This window comes from Paenibacillus sp. JNUCC 34, assembly GCF_058269055.1.
Map to the genome: position 1 here is coordinate 1,429,894 of NZ_CM177770.1, position 15,675 is coordinate 1,445,568.

General features: G+C 44.0%; 12 protein-coding genes. 10 read left to right on the forward strand and 2 right to left on the reverse strand.

Translation table 11 applies throughout. The features are described from left to right. Positions 1 to 137: 137 nt before the first annotated feature. The 6 genes from AC2TF5_RS06500 (at position 138) to AC2TF5_RS06525 (ending at position 7,775) form a co-directional block, all read left to right on the forward strand. Positions 138 to 719: a TetR/AcrR family transcriptional regulator gene (locus AC2TF5_RS06500; RefSeq protein ID WP_491301385.1), complete on the forward strand. Its 582-nt coding sequence runs from the start codon at positions 138 to 140 to the stop codon at positions 717 to 719. Between the two features lie 15 nt (positions 720 to 734). Beyond that, a complete protein-coding gene (locus tag AC2TF5_RS06505; protein ID WP_491301386.1) occupies positions 735 to 1,439 on the forward strand; it encodes an ABC transporter ATP-binding protein in 705 nt (234 codons plus the stop codon). Next, the gene (locus AC2TF5_RS06510; RefSeq protein ID WP_491301387.1) at positions 1,440 to 3,155 is read left to right on the forward strand and encodes an ABC transporter permease; all 1,716 of its coding nucleotides are present in this window, start codon (positions 1,440 to 1,442) and stop codon (positions 3,153 to 3,155) included. It abuts the gene before it with no gap. A gap of 317 nt (positions 3,156 to 3,472) precedes the next feature. Beyond that, positions 3,473 to 5,452 (forward strand): peptidase U32 family protein, encoded by a 1,980-nt coding sequence (locus tag AC2TF5_RS06515; RefSeq protein ID WP_491301388.1) that lies wholly within the window; start codon positions 3,473 to 3,475, stop codon positions 5,450 to 5,452. Between the two features lie 117 nt (positions 5,453 to 5,569). Next, positions 5,570 to 6,895, forward strand: coding sequence for an aspartate aminotransferase family protein (locus tag AC2TF5_RS06520; RefSeq protein WP_491301389.1), 1,326 nt, complete (start codon positions 5,570 to 5,572; stop codon positions 6,893 to 6,895). A 7-nt stretch (positions 6,896 to 6,902) separates the two neighbouring features. Next, complete coding sequence (locus tag AC2TF5_RS06525) at positions 6,903 to 7,775, forward strand: UbiA-like polyprenyltransferase (protein ID WP_491301390.1); 873 nt, start codon at positions 6,903 to 6,905, stop codon at positions 7,773 to 7,775. 100 nt (positions 7,776 to 7,875) lie between these two features. On the opposite strand, the gene AC2TF5_RS06530 is transcribed toward AC2TF5_RS06525, so the two are convergent. Then, positions 7,876 to 8,922 carry an HD-GYP domain-containing protein gene (locus tag AC2TF5_RS06530; RefSeq protein WP_491301391.1) on the reverse strand — a complete coding sequence of 349 codons (1,047 nt, stop codon included), beginning with the start codon at positions 8,920 to 8,922 and terminating at the stop codon, positions 7,876 to 7,878. Between the two features lie 99 nt (positions 8,923 to 9,021). After that, the gene (locus tag AC2TF5_RS06535; RefSeq protein WP_491301392.1) at positions 9,022 to 9,768 is read right to left on the reverse strand and encodes a molybdenum cofactor biosynthesis protein; all 747 of its coding nucleotides are present in this window, start codon (positions 9,766 to 9,768) and stop codon (positions 9,022 to 9,024) included. 106 nt (positions 9,769 to 9,874) lie between these two features. On the opposite strand from AC2TF5_RS06535, the gene AC2TF5_RS06540 reads away from it, so the two are divergent. The 4 genes from AC2TF5_RS06540 to AC2TF5_RS06555 all read left to right on the forward strand — a co-directional run bounded on the left by AC2TF5_RS06540 (position 9,875) and on the right by AC2TF5_RS06555 (position 15,662). Beyond that, entirely contained in the window at positions 9,875 to 11,308 is a 1,434-nt protein-coding gene (locus tag AC2TF5_RS06540) for a bifunctional metallophosphatase/5'-nucleotidase (protein ID WP_491301393.1), read from the forward strand. Between the two features lie 72 nt (positions 11,309 to 11,380). Further along, positions 11,381 to 12,208 carry an undecaprenyl-diphosphate phosphatase gene (locus AC2TF5_RS06545; RefSeq protein WP_491302824.1) on the forward strand — a complete coding sequence of 276 codons (828 nt, stop codon included), beginning with the start codon at positions 11,381 to 11,383 and terminating at the stop codon, positions 12,206 to 12,208. Between the two features lie 104 nt (positions 12,209 to 12,312). Next, positions 12,313 to 13,407, forward strand: coding sequence for an HD-GYP domain-containing protein (locus tag AC2TF5_RS06550; RefSeq protein ID WP_491301394.1), 1,095 nt, complete (start codon positions 12,313 to 12,315; stop codon positions 13,405 to 13,407). A gap of 20 nt (positions 13,408 to 13,427) precedes the next feature. After that, positions 13,428 to 15,662, forward strand: a complete 2,235-nt coding sequence (locus AC2TF5_RS06555) for an MMPL family transporter (protein WP_491301395.1) — start codon at positions 13,428 to 13,430, stop codon at positions 15,660 to 15,662. The last annotated feature ends 13 nt before the right edge of the window (positions 15,663 to 15,675 follow it).

Here is a 15,675-nt window from a genome sequence, read left to right on the forward strand (position 1 = left end):
TATTTTTTTGGACGAAGGATCCGAATGATTTAAAAGGCTTGAAAAAGTGACACGCGTGTCGTATATTCTAATAAGTAACAAGTGACACGCGTGTCACTTGTTACTTATTAGAATAATTCCAGGAGGTACCTTTTTATATGGGGTCAAAAGCTGTTGAGAAAAGAAATTATATTTTAGAAAAGGCTGTACATGTTTTTGTTCGAGAGGGCTACACCTCCGTTACTATGAAAGACATTGTTGAGGAATGTGACATAAGCCGGGGCGGTTTATACAAATATTTTAGCTCCACTAAAGAAATTTTCGAGGGGATTTTATCTTCCCAGAAAAGCGTAGATCATTCTTATTTTTTTGAAAGCATGAAAAATGAAAAAAATGCCGTAACCATTTTAACTGAATTTTTGAAGCAGCAGAAAGAGGAGTTATTAAATATTAATAGCACTATTAGGTTAGCTATTTATGAGTTTTTCTTGTCACAAAAAGACAATTCGTTCGATGGGATTTTAGAGCAGTACTTTAATAATGCTGTTGCTATGATTTCGAAAACACTCTCCTATGGGATTGAGCGAAAAGAAATTATGCCTTTAGATACAGATGGAATGGCAAGACAAATTGTGATTTTGCTTGAAGGGTTAACTATTTTGGCTTTGAGCATGTCTGTTTCACCAACACTGATAGACGAGCAGATAGACATGATGCTGAAAAGAATAGTTGGAGCTTGAGAATGGAGGACAATAATGAAGCCGATTATCAAGGCAGAAAAAATAATAAAACAATTCAACAATAACGAAATGGTTTTAAAAGGAATAGACCTGTCCATCTCCTCAAATTCGTTCACGGTTATTTTGGGTCAAAGTGGTTCTGGAAAGTCTACATTACTTAATGTTTTGTCTGGCCTATTACGTCCGACTTCTGGGAGAGTTTTTTACAATGATATTGATATAACCAAATTAAGCAAAAGAGAACTATCAAATTTAAAGCGTAATGAACTTAGTATTATTTTTCAAAATTATTTATTGCTTGGAGATTTAACCGCAGAAGAAAATATCAAAATTGGCATGACTCCTCAAAAAGTGGATCTATCGTATAACGAATTAACAAAAATATTAGGAATCGAGAACATTTTATCTAAATTTCCGTCCCAATTATCAGGAGGTCAGCAACAGCGCGTTGCCATTGCAAGAGCGATTATAAAAAAACCTCATGTTCTATTTTGCGATGAGGCTACAGGCTCACTTGATGAGGAAAATAACAAAATAGTTGTCGCCCTTTTACATGAAATCAACAAGAGATATGGTGTAACCGTTATTTTTACCACTCACAATTTAAAAATTGCAGAAACAGCAGATCGAGTCATTACGGTGAAAGATGGTGCTGTTTATAAAGATGTATGGAATGAAACCCCTTTATCTGCAAATGATATAGATTGGGAGATCAGTTAAATGAAATATTTATTTAAACAGTCATTTACAAGCTTATTAAAAACGAAAAGCAATATCATCATCCTTTTTTCATTGGTGACATTGACGTCTTTTATGTATTTTTTTGTTCAATTTTCAGTGGATGAAAATATGAGTATATTAAAATCAAAGATTCAATCGGGTCAGACTTTAACTGATAATCAGGAAAAATTTCTTACAGCATTACAATCCAATACCATTCTAGCGCGTAGTTTTCTAATTATTTTAATTCTGATAACCGGATTTATTTTTTATATGTTCTATAAACGATATTTTACCCTTCATAAAAAGGAAATCGGTTGTTATAAGGCTTTAGGTTATACTGATCAAACGATATGTTTCCCATTCATCTCATTTACCTTTCTATTTTCTTTAGTAGGCACATTGCTAGGAATGGTACTAGGATGGTTCGGTTCTGATCTATTACTAACTGCCAGTATAGAAGCCTATTCTGTTGAAAATGTAAAAAAAGGTATTCACCTCTTTAGTTTCCTGTTGGGAGTTGTATTCGTAGTTATTGTCTTGTGCGTTATTACATTTTGGGCTTGTAACCAGTTTTATAATAAAGAAACAGCATTACTTCTCAATGGTTCAGACAAGCAAAAAGAAAATTACTTGGCTGAAAAAATCGCCAATATTGTGCCAAAACGTTATAAATTATCTGTCAGGATCGCAATGAGAAAACCACTAACCATTTTATTAACAGTTATTACTGTAGGAATAGTTACATCTTTGTTTGTCATAAGTATTTCCTTAAATTTAAGTAGTAAAAAAGTATATACGTCCCAAACAGAAGGACATAGATATAGCTTTGATACAAAATACGACGATTATCAGACTGACGATGAAATTAATCATGAAGTAAGCTATTATTTACGAACACCTATCGTCATAGAAATTGAAACTAAACAAGAAGTCATTCAGCAGATTGTTGGAATGGATAGATCTGCCCATCTGTTAGAACTAAAAAATAAACAAGGCACAACATTGGCAATTCCAGCAAATAATCAAGTTCTAATTAATCCAGCACTTAAAGAACTGTATGGATTCCACAAAGGGGACAAAATTACTTTTACGATTTCTGGACAAAGGCAAACGGCAACCATATTAGATATAGCTGAAAATGCAGAGACGAATTCAATTTATATCTCTAAAAAGCAAGTGGCTGAGTGGTTAGGTGTTCCGAGAAACGTTCATACAGGGGTTTTGAGTACAAAGCCTTTAAATATGCACAGTGGAAAGACGATCACGATGACAGACAGATTGATAGAATTGGATAAAAATGCGGTATCTAATCGCATGAGTGGGGTCATTAATCAAGTATTGGGATGTATAATTGGCTGCCTTTTAATTTATTTGGTGTTACTACTCCATTTTCAAGAAAAAATAAAAGATATTTTAGTATTAGATTTATTAGGATACCAAACAAAGCATATTAATAAAATGTTAATCAATATTTATAGATCTATTTTGTGTTTCTCATTTATCGTGACACTTTTTCCGAGTATTTGGATAAGCCAATTCATACAAAAGGGGCTATCTGTACAAACGGGTGACTATATGCCTTTTCAAACAAATGCGATTACTATAATCATAATTTTGTTAATATTAAATGTAATTTATACGTGTGTACAGATGATATTTAATATCAAAATAAAAAAAATTATAAATCAAGAACAGATAACAGATTATATTTAACTTATATATAAAAACTAGATTAGCAGTTCTATCATAGAAGAAACCATTCTGATCAATTTTTGTTCAAAATAGTTTCTTTTTGTTTGGTCTAATCAATCTGTGAATCTACAAATTCAAAATATGTTACTCATACCTCGTTATTTGTGACTAACATCATAGTATTGGTGTTTTCACGATGGTTTAAAGCCGTATAATGACCATGTAATCGCTTTACATTTAACAATTTGTGAATTCAATCACAATGTGAATGTTCAATGCTATAATTATTATAATTCAAATTTTAACATGTTTACCCAGAGTGGTAAGGAGGAACGACTATGGCCAGATTTTTTAACGGAAAAGAAGTCGAACTGTTAGCTCCTGCTGGAACATTTGATATTTTTAAATCGGTTATTGATATGAATTGTGACGCGGTGTATTTTGGTGGACCTTCCTTGAATATGCGTATGATGCGCAAAGGATACAACCTGAGTTATGAGGAAGTTCGTCAAGCAATCGAGATGGCGCATGAACGCGGCAAGCGTGCGTATGTTACAGTGAACAACCTTATGAATGAAGAGGACCTGGACGAAGCTAAACGTTATTTTGCCTTCTTAAATGAGGCTGGACCCGATGCCATCATTGCACAGGACTTGGCCGTATTCCCGCTCATTCAGAACATGAATTATACGAATATCCCGGTGCATTCTTCCGTAATGATGAACGTTCACAATCTGGATATGATTGAAGCTCTGAAGGAAATGGGTGTAACTCGTGTCGTTGCCTCTCGCGAGATGGACTTGCGTACAGCGGAACTTTTACAGTCGAAGACAGGCATGGAGTTTGAATACTTTATTCATGGTGACATGTGTACGGTTCACGGAGGGAACTGCTTGATTAGCTCGATGCTGTATGGCAACAGCGCGAACCGTGGACGCTGTATGAAGCCTTGCCGCTGGGATTATCGGGTGAAGAAGGATGGTCATATCTATCCTACGGAATATCCGTTAGCAGCGAAGGACATGTACATGTATGAGCATATTCCAGAGCTCATTAAGTCCGGCATTGTGTCTTTCAAGATTGAAGGACGAATGCGTGACGAGGAGTTTCTCCGCTTGCTTGTCAATAGCTACGGTGATGCAATTGATCGCTATATCGCTGATCCAATCGGCTTTAATCGTAAGCACGATGCAGAAGCGTTGTATGAGAACCGCAAGCGTGATTTCTCGACAGGCTATGCTTTCGATAAACCTGGCTTGAATTACATTAATCACCGTTATGAGGGCACAGGAAAGTTTTACAGCACGGGCAAGGTTTTCAGCACGCCGACGGCGGAGCGTGAGCTTAAGCTTGATCGTGTAGAGCAAGTCCGTGACAGACTGAGCAGTGCAAAGCGTGAAGCAACCGCTCATACAGCACCTAAGGTGAGCGTCCATGTGAACAACGTCGAACAAGCCCGTGCTGCTCTCGCAGCAGGCGCTGATGTGATTTATCTGACAGGTGATGTGTACCAGCCGGATCGTCCTTTTACCCGCGAACAGATTGAGGCACTTACTGCTGAAAAGGGTCATGCACAAATTCTACTCGGTATGCCGAGAATGATGACCGAGCTTCATATGGAGCAATACAATCAATTTATTCGTGCGGGCGCAGGCAATGGCTTCTATGGATTGGACGGCTTACTCGTGACAAATATCGGTGCGATGCATAAGTTCCGTGATGTACAGTTGCCGATGGTTGCGGATTTCAATCTGAACGTATTTAATCATATGTCGGCTGCTCTCTATAATGAACGTTTCAATATGGAACGTCTTCATGCTTCACTTGAGCTTCCTCTGAATGACTTGGCGAACCTACTGGACAGCACGAATGTTCCGATTGAGGTTATTGTGCATGGTTCACCGATCGTTATGTACCTGGAGCTTGATCTGTATGAGAATACGGAAGTGATGGAATCCATCGGCGAAGAGGATAATAAATTCGTCGATAACCAATACCTCGTACTTATGACGGATAAAGGGGAGAACCCGGTATACCGCGATTGGAGCGGACGTAATCATCTGGCTCTCTCGAAAGAGCTGTGCTACTTGCCTATGCTAAAGGAATTGCATGAAGCAGGGGTCGATCATTTCCGCATTGAAGGTAAGACTTATACGCCTGAGCAGCTAGGCCATATCGTCTCTGTCTATAAGGAGGCCGCTAAGGATCTGACGCAGTGTGATTCTCTGTTTAAGGGGATGAAGCCCGTTTATGCAGGCTATACCCTTGGCTCACTGCAGTTCGGTCAATCGCTTAAGCTAGAGCCTGTAGAGGTATAAGGATTAATTAATATCTGTCTATATCTGTCATAAATCATCGCAGCACTCAAGGAGGGCGGCAGACATCCTTGTCTGCCGCTTCTTGCGGGAAATCATATATACAAAGGGTGGATGAACGTGAGTAACTTGAATCAAGATCATCGTCATAGTCAGCAGGCGTCATATATCGGTCCAGAAGGAGTATTGGAGAAGCGAAAACAATATTTCTTCCCGTGTACGCATCATTTTTATAGTAATCCGCCGCAAATTGTGCGGGGGAAGATGCAATATCTGTATGATGAGCAGGGGCGTGAATATGTGGACTTCTTCGCAGGCGTATCTGTTGTTGCCTGCGGGCACTGTAATGAGCAGATTACGGCGAAGACGATCGAGCAGCTTCAGACGCTTCAGCATACAACGACGATCTATCTGACTCAGCCAATGGTCGATCTGGCTGAACGGTTAGCGAACGGAGTGCTGCCGGGCAGCCTGAAGCGCACTTTCTTCTGCAATAGTGGTTCAGAGGCGAACGAAGGCGCCATGCTGCTTGCTCGGCTCCATACAAAGCGCCGGGACTTTATCGCACTTGAGTATGGACTACATGGCCGCACATATTTAACGATGGGCGTGACGGGTATTCCAATGTGGCGCTCGGATGATCACCTGGATACAGGAGTTACGTTCATTCCGCGCCCTTATGATCCGGAGCTGGATGATGAGACCGCTGCACGCCGCTCGGTTGAAGCGCTGCGTGAGGTGCTTGAGAAGAAGGGAGATACGATCGCAGCGATGATTGTTGAGCCTATTCAGGGCAATGGCGGCATGATTACTCCTCCGGATTGGTACTTCCGCGAAGTAAAGGCGCTGCTAGAACAGTATGGCGTTTTGCTCATCGCAGATGAGATTCAGACTGGTTTCGGCCGTACGGGTAAAATGTTCGCCATGGAGCATTACGGCGTTGTGCCGGACATTATGGCGATGGCGAAGGCGCTCGGTAACGGGGTACCGATCGGAGCGTTTGCGACGACAGATGAGATTGCAGCGAGCTTCAATCGACCGTCGGCGTCTACTTTCGGCGGTAATCCAATGTCATCTGTGACAGCACTGGCTGTACTGGATTATATTGAGCATGAAGGCCTGGTTGAGCGTGCAGAGCAGGTGGGCGGACGCCTCATCAAAGGGCTCCGTATTCTGCAGGAGAAGCATCCGCTTATCGTGGATGTACGCGGTAAAGGCTTTATGTGCGGAGCGGAATTGCGCGGAGCAGATGCACAAGCGAGTGCTGACTTGACGGATGCTGTGCTAGAACAGATGAAGGATCTCGGCTATATTATCGGCAAGAACGGCACTGGCCGTAATGTGCTGGCTTTCCAGCCTCCGATCATCATGCCTTCTCAAGACGTTGATGCAATGCTGAAGGCGCTGGACGACGTGCTGACAGCTTACGAAGCAGGGGAGTGCTGATCCGGTCATGGAACTGATTCGCAAGTTTACGCGCAAGACCCGAATGTTCGGCGAACTCGTTATGTTTTCGCATACATTATTCTCCCTGCCTTTCGCACTCATCTCGATGGTGTGGGCAGCAGGGGGCATCCCATCCGGGTATGTGCTCCTATGGTCACTCATTGCGCTTGTTGCTGCACGTAACGGCGCCAATGCTTTCAATCGCCTCGTCGATCGGCAATTCGACGCGGCGAATCCGCGTACGGCGCATCGACATCTGCCGCGCAAGCTACTGCATGAACGCGAAGTGACAACCTTCGTTGTCGTCAACTTTGCAATTTTCATACTCGCAGCGGGCATGCTGAATCCGCTCTGTTTGTGGTTATCGCCGGTGGCCATCATACTCATCTGCTCGTACTCTTACACAAAGCGATTTACATGGCTCTGCCACCTGTATCTTGGCTTCACTATCGCCTCCGCACCGATCGGCGCATGGTTCGCTGTAACGGGCGAATTCGCCTTTACGCCATTCGTGATCGGCACGATTGTCATGCTGTGGATCGGTGGCTTCGATATTATTTATGCGACACAGGATATAGAATTCGACCGCGAGACAGGCCTCTGGAGTGTGCCGCGCGTGTTTGGTCTAGATGAAGCGCTCTTTATTGCGCGCGGCTTGCACACGATTATGGTACTTCTGCTATTCTCCCTGTACGTTCTTCAAGACCTCGGATGGTTGTATCTAATTGGCATCATGCTCGCGACAATACTGCTTGCAGTTGAGCATAACATCATTAAGCCATCAAATCGCAAGCGGATGAATGTGGCCTCCTACAATTTGAATCAGGTGATCAGTATGGTGATCCTGTTCTGTACGATGGCGGATTACTTTCTAACATAGGTTCATATTACATTTGCTATTACGATTGATTCTAAATAGAAAAGCCTTCCCAGTAGAGTAGACTAATCTACTGGGAAGGCTTTTCTATCGTTGATGATAATTAAAATAGTATTTCTTGAATCGAGAATTCCCGTTCCTTGGAAAGATCAATAAATCGGTCAGAGGTCTGAACGAGTGGACGGAAGTAGTCCAATTGGTTGTTCATGATAATGATTCCGGACTCCCCTGAGGAGAGCACGACTTTTTTTCCGATAAAGTTTGGAAGCATGTTCTGGATAAAGGCATGTGAAGGTTTGCCATTCAATTTACCGAAACTAAGGCTGTAGAGTTCCCTCAGAACGATAAGCAGCTGTTGTTTGGACTGATAGACCCTGTTGGTCGTCATAGCACTGTAAACGTCCGCTACAGCTGTAATATGAGAGTATGGGTGAATCTGTTCTTCATGAAGGCCCTTTGGATATCCAGTTCCGTCATCTCGTTCATGATGCTGCAGAGCAACAAGTGCTGTAACTCTGTCGTCGATGGACTCGCGAATGATATCATAACCATAAACCGTATGCAGTTTAATCTCCTCGAACTCCTGTGAAGAGAGTTTACCCGGTTTGTCCAGTATTTCTTTCGGTATTTTGCTCTTGCCGATATCGTGCAGATAACCGGCTTTACCAATGTCATAGGATTCTCTAGAGGAGTAGCCCATCCATGTAGCAAGGTAATAGGAAAGCATACCGACCTGCATGGAATGCTTGTATGTATAATCGTCCTTACCGTCCAGAAGTAGAAGAAGAGAAACAACGTCTTTTTGTCCCATTAAGGAACCAACAACAGGCTGAAATGAATCATCAACAACACTGTCGTTAAATTTCCCGGTTTTAAACGCTTCCATAAAAACAGTGGAAAATCCGTCAATGGCTTGGTCAAATTGCGGTTTGACCTTGCTCAGTGCTTCCGGTGTTTCAGACGACGGATCAATAGACAAGAGAATCTCACGGGGTTCAATATCAATATAGTCGATACTATGCTGCAAAAGCCTCGATATTTCCTCGAGTTGAACAATTGTTCCTTTTTTTAGGACATGGACACCATTTCTGTTGAAAATCTCTCGCAGCATTTTATCACCGGGTATCAGGTCCGTGACGTGTACTCTCAAATCATTGCACCTCTTACCTGTGTAATTAAATATATAGCTTTATTATAAATCAATCTTAGCAAGAAAAAAATGGATTTACAATGACTTATTGACTAACAATCATTTTTTGATTGGGTCCCAAGTCCCTGTCTGTGGCCCTTTCCATTGAGACCCGTCTTCCCAGAGTTCTTTCTTCCAAATAGGAACCGTGCGTTTTAATTCCTCGATAGCGTAGCGGCTTGCGTCATAACATGTATCACGATGTGGGGAAGAAACGGCAATAACGACACTGATTTCTCCTACATTGACGGTGCCAATTCGGTGTGAAATTGCACATGCTGTACCAGGCCAAGAGGTCTGAATGTTAGAACGGATTTTTTGCATTTCTTGTAATGCCATCGGGATATAAGCCTCGTACTCCAATGTGATTGTGCGAAGGTCGCCTGTCATCTCTCTTGTCGTTCCGACAAAATTCAACGAGGCTCCGTGGTTGGGGTGGAGAACTTTTGCGAGTGTATCTTCAGGAGATAATATATCGGTTGTGATGACACACATGCCATCCGGTGTACATCCGGCATGATTCTTGTGTTCCTCTTCATCACCTGGCAATCCGTCACCGCCGGAAACGGGAGGAATCAGAGCTACTTCGTCGGTTTCAGTAATAAGGCTATCCTCAGCTGCGTATTGTTGGTTTACAGCAGCGAATGATATATCGATTAGCGAGCCTGCGTGCGGGTAGGTCTCGCGGATAATAGCTTTAAGCTCACCGGTATTGATGGGGAATTCCTTGACGGGAACGCTAAGGACAGATGCACCGATTCGGTCTGCTAAACCTGCAAAAAGTAAGACTTGTACGTTATTTTTCATATAGGTTCACCTCGAATTCTTATGGGCTTCAATATACCATAATCCCGGTTAAAATGTTATGCTTGTAAGACCGAAAAAATCGATTATGTCACGGGGAGGGGCCGCTATGAGTCAGAGGGCGATTGATAAGCTGACGATATTGCACACCAACGATATTCACAGCCATTTTGAAATGATGAGTGCAAATGCGGCAGTTATTTCCCGGGAAAGAAAAGCTGCAGGGGAAGAAGCTGTGTTAGTGCTGGATATAGGTGATCATATGGACAGAGCAGCCGTTGAGACGGAAGGCACGATGGGGCAGGCAAATGTGGATGTGATAAATCTGACCGGCTATGACGCCATCACGATCGGCAATAATGAAGGCCTGACCGTTCCAGTGGAAGCTTTGGAAACAGCCTATGCAGGATTGCTGTGTCCTGTCGTATGTTGCAATATTTTTGAGATTATCGGAGGCAAGCCCCCCGCCTGGATGCAAGAGCATGTCATTCTAGAGAAGAATGGCATTAAAGTCGGAATAACAGGAGCAACGGCAGCTTTTGACAGATTTTATAAACTCTTGGGTTGGGACGCCAAGGATCCTGAAGCTTCAATTGCGGAACAGGTACAAATCTTGAGAAGTCAAGTTGATGTAGTGATTCTCATGTCTCATCTAGGTATCACGGCCGACAAAGCTATAGCAGATCGTGTATCTGGCATCGATATCATTCTGGGCGGCCACACCCACCATGTATTAGAGGAACCTCTATTTATAAATGGAACTGCTGTTTGTGGAGCTGGGAAATTCGGTCATTATGTAGGCAAAGTCGAGCTGGAACGCAAGGCTCCGGAAGAACATTTTACCGTGATGAGCGGGCGCTGTATTCCTGTGGAGCGTACGAAGATTGATCCTGAGGTGGAGAGTGCTGTGCTCATACATCGTGAACAAGCTGAAGAGCGTTTGCAGGAAGCTGTTGCGGTAACGGATCGAAAGCTTGAAGTGGATTATGACAAGGAATCGTCATTTGCCAATTTGCTTGCACAGGCGGTTCGTCATCATACGAACACAGATATTGCAATCGTAAATTCCGGACAACTGCTTGGTCATCTTCCCGCAGGACAGATTAGTGTCGGAATGATACATGGGCTATGTCCATCGCCAATCAATCCTTGCGTCGTGAAGCTTCGTGGCTCCGATATTCTTCAAGCGCTGGAGGAGAGCTTGCTCCCTGAGTTTTATAGTAAGAAGATCATGGGTTTTGGCTTTCGGGGAAAAGTCCTTGGAGTTTTGGCTCTAGATGGATTAGAGGTGCTGTACAACGAAGCAGGTCTTCATTACCACAAAATAACTCAGGCGAGTATCCAAGGTGTACCGATTGAGAAGGACCGGGAGTATGCTGTTGGAACGCTTGACATGTTCACCTTTAAAGTCGGATATGAAACATTGGCTAAAGGCCAAGATGTACTTTATATGCTTCCTGAGTTCATCCGCGATCTGCTAAGGCAGGAACTATCGCGTCCTGGAGCGCTGGAGGAAAGTTTTCTTCCCCGGTGGTTATCCTGAACATCCGACTATCTTCCTTCGGCCGAGCATACATATGAGTAGGACAAAGCTGAAGGATGAGAGGGGATGACCATGGATTTTATCGCATCCATTATTTTAGGAATTGTTGAAGGACTAACGGAATTTATTCCGGTATCATCAACTGGGCATATGATCTTAACCGCCAAGGTGATGGGGTATGACGATCAGACACCGATTATGAAGACATTTGAGATCGTCATTCAGCTCGGCGCGATTCTTGCGATCGCGATTGTTTATTGGAGTCGTATTATGAATCTACTGGGCTGGAGCCATAGTGAACCGTTGTTCAAGCAAGGGGAGCCGAAGAAGAGATTGAACCTTCTGCATGTTATTCTGGGGATAGCTCCGGCTCTCACTGTTGCTTTTTTTGCGAAGGATTTCATTAAGGGTTTGTTTAGCGCCCAGACTGTGCTGTATGCTCTTGTGGCAGGTGGTATATTTATGATGTTTGCGGAGTGGTACAATAAAAAAAAATCCCGGATTACTACCCATGATATGGATGACCTGACATACAAGCAGGCGCTTTTGATCGGCTTGTATCAGATTATATCGGTGTTGTGGCCTGGTTTCTCCCGTTCAGGTTCGACGATTTCTGGAGGGATGCTGAGCGGAGTAAGCTACAAGGCAGCTGCAGACTTTTCGTTTCTGATCGCAATTCCGATTATGTGTGCGGCGGCAGGGTATGAGCTGCTTGAATCGTATCGTTACTTTACAACAGACGTGCTGGGACTGTTTATTACCGGTTTTATCGTATCATTCGTGGTAGCTTACTTTGTAGTTCTGGCATTTATGAAGCTGATCCAAAAAATCCGGCTGACTCATTTTGCAATCTACCGTTTTGTACTGGCCACTGTTTTCTGGCTATTTATCATGCAGTAATTAATGTTGTCTGCATTAATTTGAAATCCTTCATTCACAAACCCTAAGCACAACATTTTTTGGTGCTAAACAATTCATATATCGAATGCAGAGGAAGTGGCAGTTTGCGTCTTATACCCGTAAACTTATTGAAGCCGGGAATGGTTCTTGGCAAAAAAATATACAATAGCGACGGATTGATTCTGCTCGCGGAGGGTGTGAAGCTGACGGATGGTTTAATCCGTCGGTTGGGCGGTCTAGACCTTAGTTATGTTTATATAGAGGATGCGAAGACAGAAGATATCGTCATTCCAGAACTATTGAACGAGCAGACCAAGCTAGAGGCGATCCGCTCCATCCGAACAGGCTTCAAGAATCTGGAGGAACGGCCAACGATGAAGGGCAGTTTTCTTCATTTGGGCAAAACTTTTTCCGGGATGATGGAGACGATCATGGACGAAATATCGGCGGTGGACGAATCGATGGTGCTGCTTACCGATATGAACACGAATGATTTCAACCTGTATCAGCATTCCCTGAATGTTTGTCTGTATTCGATGGTGCTTGGCATCTCCTACGGTTACAGCCGGGAGGAGATCAGAGTACTTGGCCTCGGAGCACTGCTGCATGACATCGGCAAAACCCGGATTCCTGCGGGTCTGATTCAGAAGCCGGGACGATTGACCGATGAGGAATTCCGGGAAGTACAGAAACATACCGAGATTGGATTCAAAATTTTAAAGGACGAGCCGAATATTCCGCTCATCTCTGCGCACTGTGCGCTCCAGCATCATGAACGTTTGGACGGCTCAGGTTATCCAAGAGGCCTGAAGGGTCCGGAGACCCATGAATATGCCAAATGGATCGCAATAACCGACTCTTATGACGCGATGACAACACACCGGGTATACAAACCTGCAATGCTGCCTCATCAAGCGGTAGAAGTAATGTACGCCGGTTCGGGAACGCTGTATGAACAAAGCTTTCTTGCAATATTCCGGGATCGGGTTGCCATATATCCTCCAGGGATGACGGTTCAACTCTCAACGGGGGAAACCGGAGTGATCTCCAAGATTCATTCTGAAGTGCCTCACCGGCCAGTGGTTCGTATATTAAACAACGCTGCCGGAGAGGAACTCAAACAACTCTATGAAATTGACTTGTCAGAATCACTTACTGTGATGATAGCCGGTACCGGACAGACCAACCCAGATCAATAAAAATGCAAGGAGGATGAACCGTGAATCAACATGGCGAGGAAAATATGCTTTACAGGTGGGGACGTTTCGTTTACCGCTTCCGCCGTGCCATTGTTGCTGCATGGTTTGTTTTGTTCTGCGTCTTAATTCCATTTGCACTGCAGCTACCCTCACAACTACAGCAGAACGGATTCTCACCGGAAGACAGTCCATACCTAATCGGGATCGAGAAGCTTGAAGAAGGACTGGGCCTGTCTTCAACTACAATCGATATCGTCATCGTGGGCAAAGAAGGCGAGAATCTGACGACAGGAATGCAACAGAAGCGGATACTCAATGAACTTGCTCCGCTGCAGGACAAGCCTTATGTTCGTGACATGTTTATCAGCATCGCTTCAAGGCAGCCCGGGCAGGATCATATTATTTCTGTAACTGTAATGCTGAACGAAGATACGCCAGAGGCTCTGAAGCATTTTGATGAGATTAGGGCGGACATCCCTCCGATTACAGGAGCAGATACATATCTAACCGGTAATACGGCTGTGTTTGCGGACATGAATGAAGCTGTGAAGAATGATATTTACACAGCAGAAATTATCGGTTTGCCATTGGCCCTCTTTATTTTGCTGCTTGTCTTTGGCACATTTACAGCAGCAGTGCTGCCGCTGGTTGCAGGTTTGGTCAGCGTAACGGTGGCGATGGGCTTGCTTTATTTTGTTGCTATTTTTGATGGAAATATCAGCAACTTTCTTCCGAATGTGGTTACCATGCTGGGCCTTGCTGTAGGAATCGATTATGCTCTCTTTGTTGTCAGCCGCTTCCGAGAGGAAATCTCAAAAGGGAACACGGAGCGGGCAGTAGCCATTTCATGCGGTTCGGCTGGAAAAGCGGTTGTATTCTCAGGCGCAGCGGTTTGGATCGGTTTTCTAGCCATGGCATTTATTGACTTGCCAATCTTTCGGTCGTTCAGTATCGGAGGAATTGCGGTTGTGCTCGTATCGGTGCTGGCTGCCAATACACTGCTGCCGGCTTTATTATCTATGCTCGGTCCCAAAATCGATACCTTGCCTGTCTTCGGAAGTCGTTTTCGTCATACTCTCCGTGGACATGGGTCGGGAATGTGGCGTAAGATTTCAGCTTTTGTCATGGCACGGCCTATTATCATTTCCATTTCGGTCATCGTGCTATTGGTAATTGTTATATATCCGGTCAAATCCATGAAGGTCGAAATTCCGGCGGCGGAGGTGCTGCCGCCATCCTATGAATCCCGTTATGGATATGACCTGTTGAAACAGGCTTATGATATACGAGAATTGAGTTCGATATTGGTAGCTGTTGAATTGCCGGATTCCTATGAAACAACGCAAAGCGTCGGGGCAATGAAGAGCTACATGGATCAGGTGCGGCAGCTCCCAGGCGTTCAACGGGTGGAAAGTTACACCAGTGTCTCCCGCGGTAGCGTAGAGCAAGTAACCGACTACCTGTCGCGTCCAGAGATTCGTCAGCAGCTAGAGAAGTATCATGTTGTTCGGGACAAGATGGCTGTGGCTGCTATTGTACCGAAATATGGCGATTCTGATAAAGTGACAGAAGAACTCATCGTCCAGCTGCGAAATATGGATATACCAGGGATTCAGACTTACATTACGGGAACCCCGCCCTACAAGCTCGATATTGTAGAAAAAATCAGGCAGGGAATACCCTATGTTCTTCTGTTTGTGTTTATCACCACGTATGTCGTACTACTGTTTGCTTTCCGTTCTGTCATACTTCCGCTAAAAGCGGTAATTATGAACGTCCTCAGTTTAGGAGCGGGACTTGGCATCGTTGTGTGGGTGTTCCAGGAAGGAATGGGCGCTCAGTGGTTTGGAGTTACACACACCGGTTCAATTTTTGCGCTTCTGCCCATACTAATCTTTTGCGTCGTATTTGGTATATCTATGGACTACGAGGTTATTCTGCTATCACGTATCATGGAAAGCTATGAGGCTACGGGAGATAATGAGCTGAGCACGGCTGAGGGGTTGGAGAACACAGGAGGATTAATTACAAGTGCGGCACTTATTCTGGCCTTTGTTGTAGGGGCGTTTATATTTACAGACAATGAAGTGATGAAAGCCATTGGTCTTGGATTGACTGCGGCTGTCTTGCTGGATGCAACCGTCATTCGGGTATTGCTCGTTCCAGCTTTCATGAAGCTGCTGGGTAAAGCGAATTGGTGGAGTCCGGCATGGATGTTCCGGCGGCGCCGTGGTTCAGAGAATTCGGTAAAATAAGTCGGATCAGATC

Bases quoted from the DNA above. Each gene is read 5' to 3' on its own strand.
- AC2TF5_RS06500 (WP_491301385.1), top strand. From the start codon at position 138: ATGGGGTCAAAAGCTGTTGAGAAAAGAAATTATATTTTAGAAAAGGCT.
- AC2TF5_RS06505 (WP_491301386.1), top strand. From the start codon at position 735: ATGAAGCCGATTATCAAGGCAGAAAAAATAATAAAACAATTCAACAAT.
- AC2TF5_RS06510 (WP_491301387.1), top strand. From the start codon at position 1,440: ATGAAATATTTATTTAAACAGTCATTTACAAGCTTATTAAAAACGAAA.
- AC2TF5_RS06515 (WP_491301388.1), top strand. From the start codon at position 3,473: ATGGCCAGATTTTTTAACGGAAAAGAAGTCGAACTGTTAGCTCCTGCT.
- AC2TF5_RS06525 (WP_491301390.1), top strand. From the start codon at position 6,903: ATGGAACTGATTCGCAAGTTTACGCGCAAGACCCGAATGTTCGGCGAA.
- AC2TF5_RS06535 (WP_491301392.1), bottom strand. From the start codon at position 9,768: ATGAAAAATAACGTACAAGTCTTACTTTTTGCAGGTTTAGCAGACCGA.
- AC2TF5_RS06540 (WP_491301393.1), top strand. From the start codon at position 9,875: ATGAGTCAGAGGGCGATTGATAAGCTGACGATATTGCACACCAACGAT.
- AC2TF5_RS06545 (WP_491302824.1), top strand. From the start codon at position 11,381: ATGGATTTTATCGCATCCATTATTTTAGGAATTGTTGAAGGACTAACG.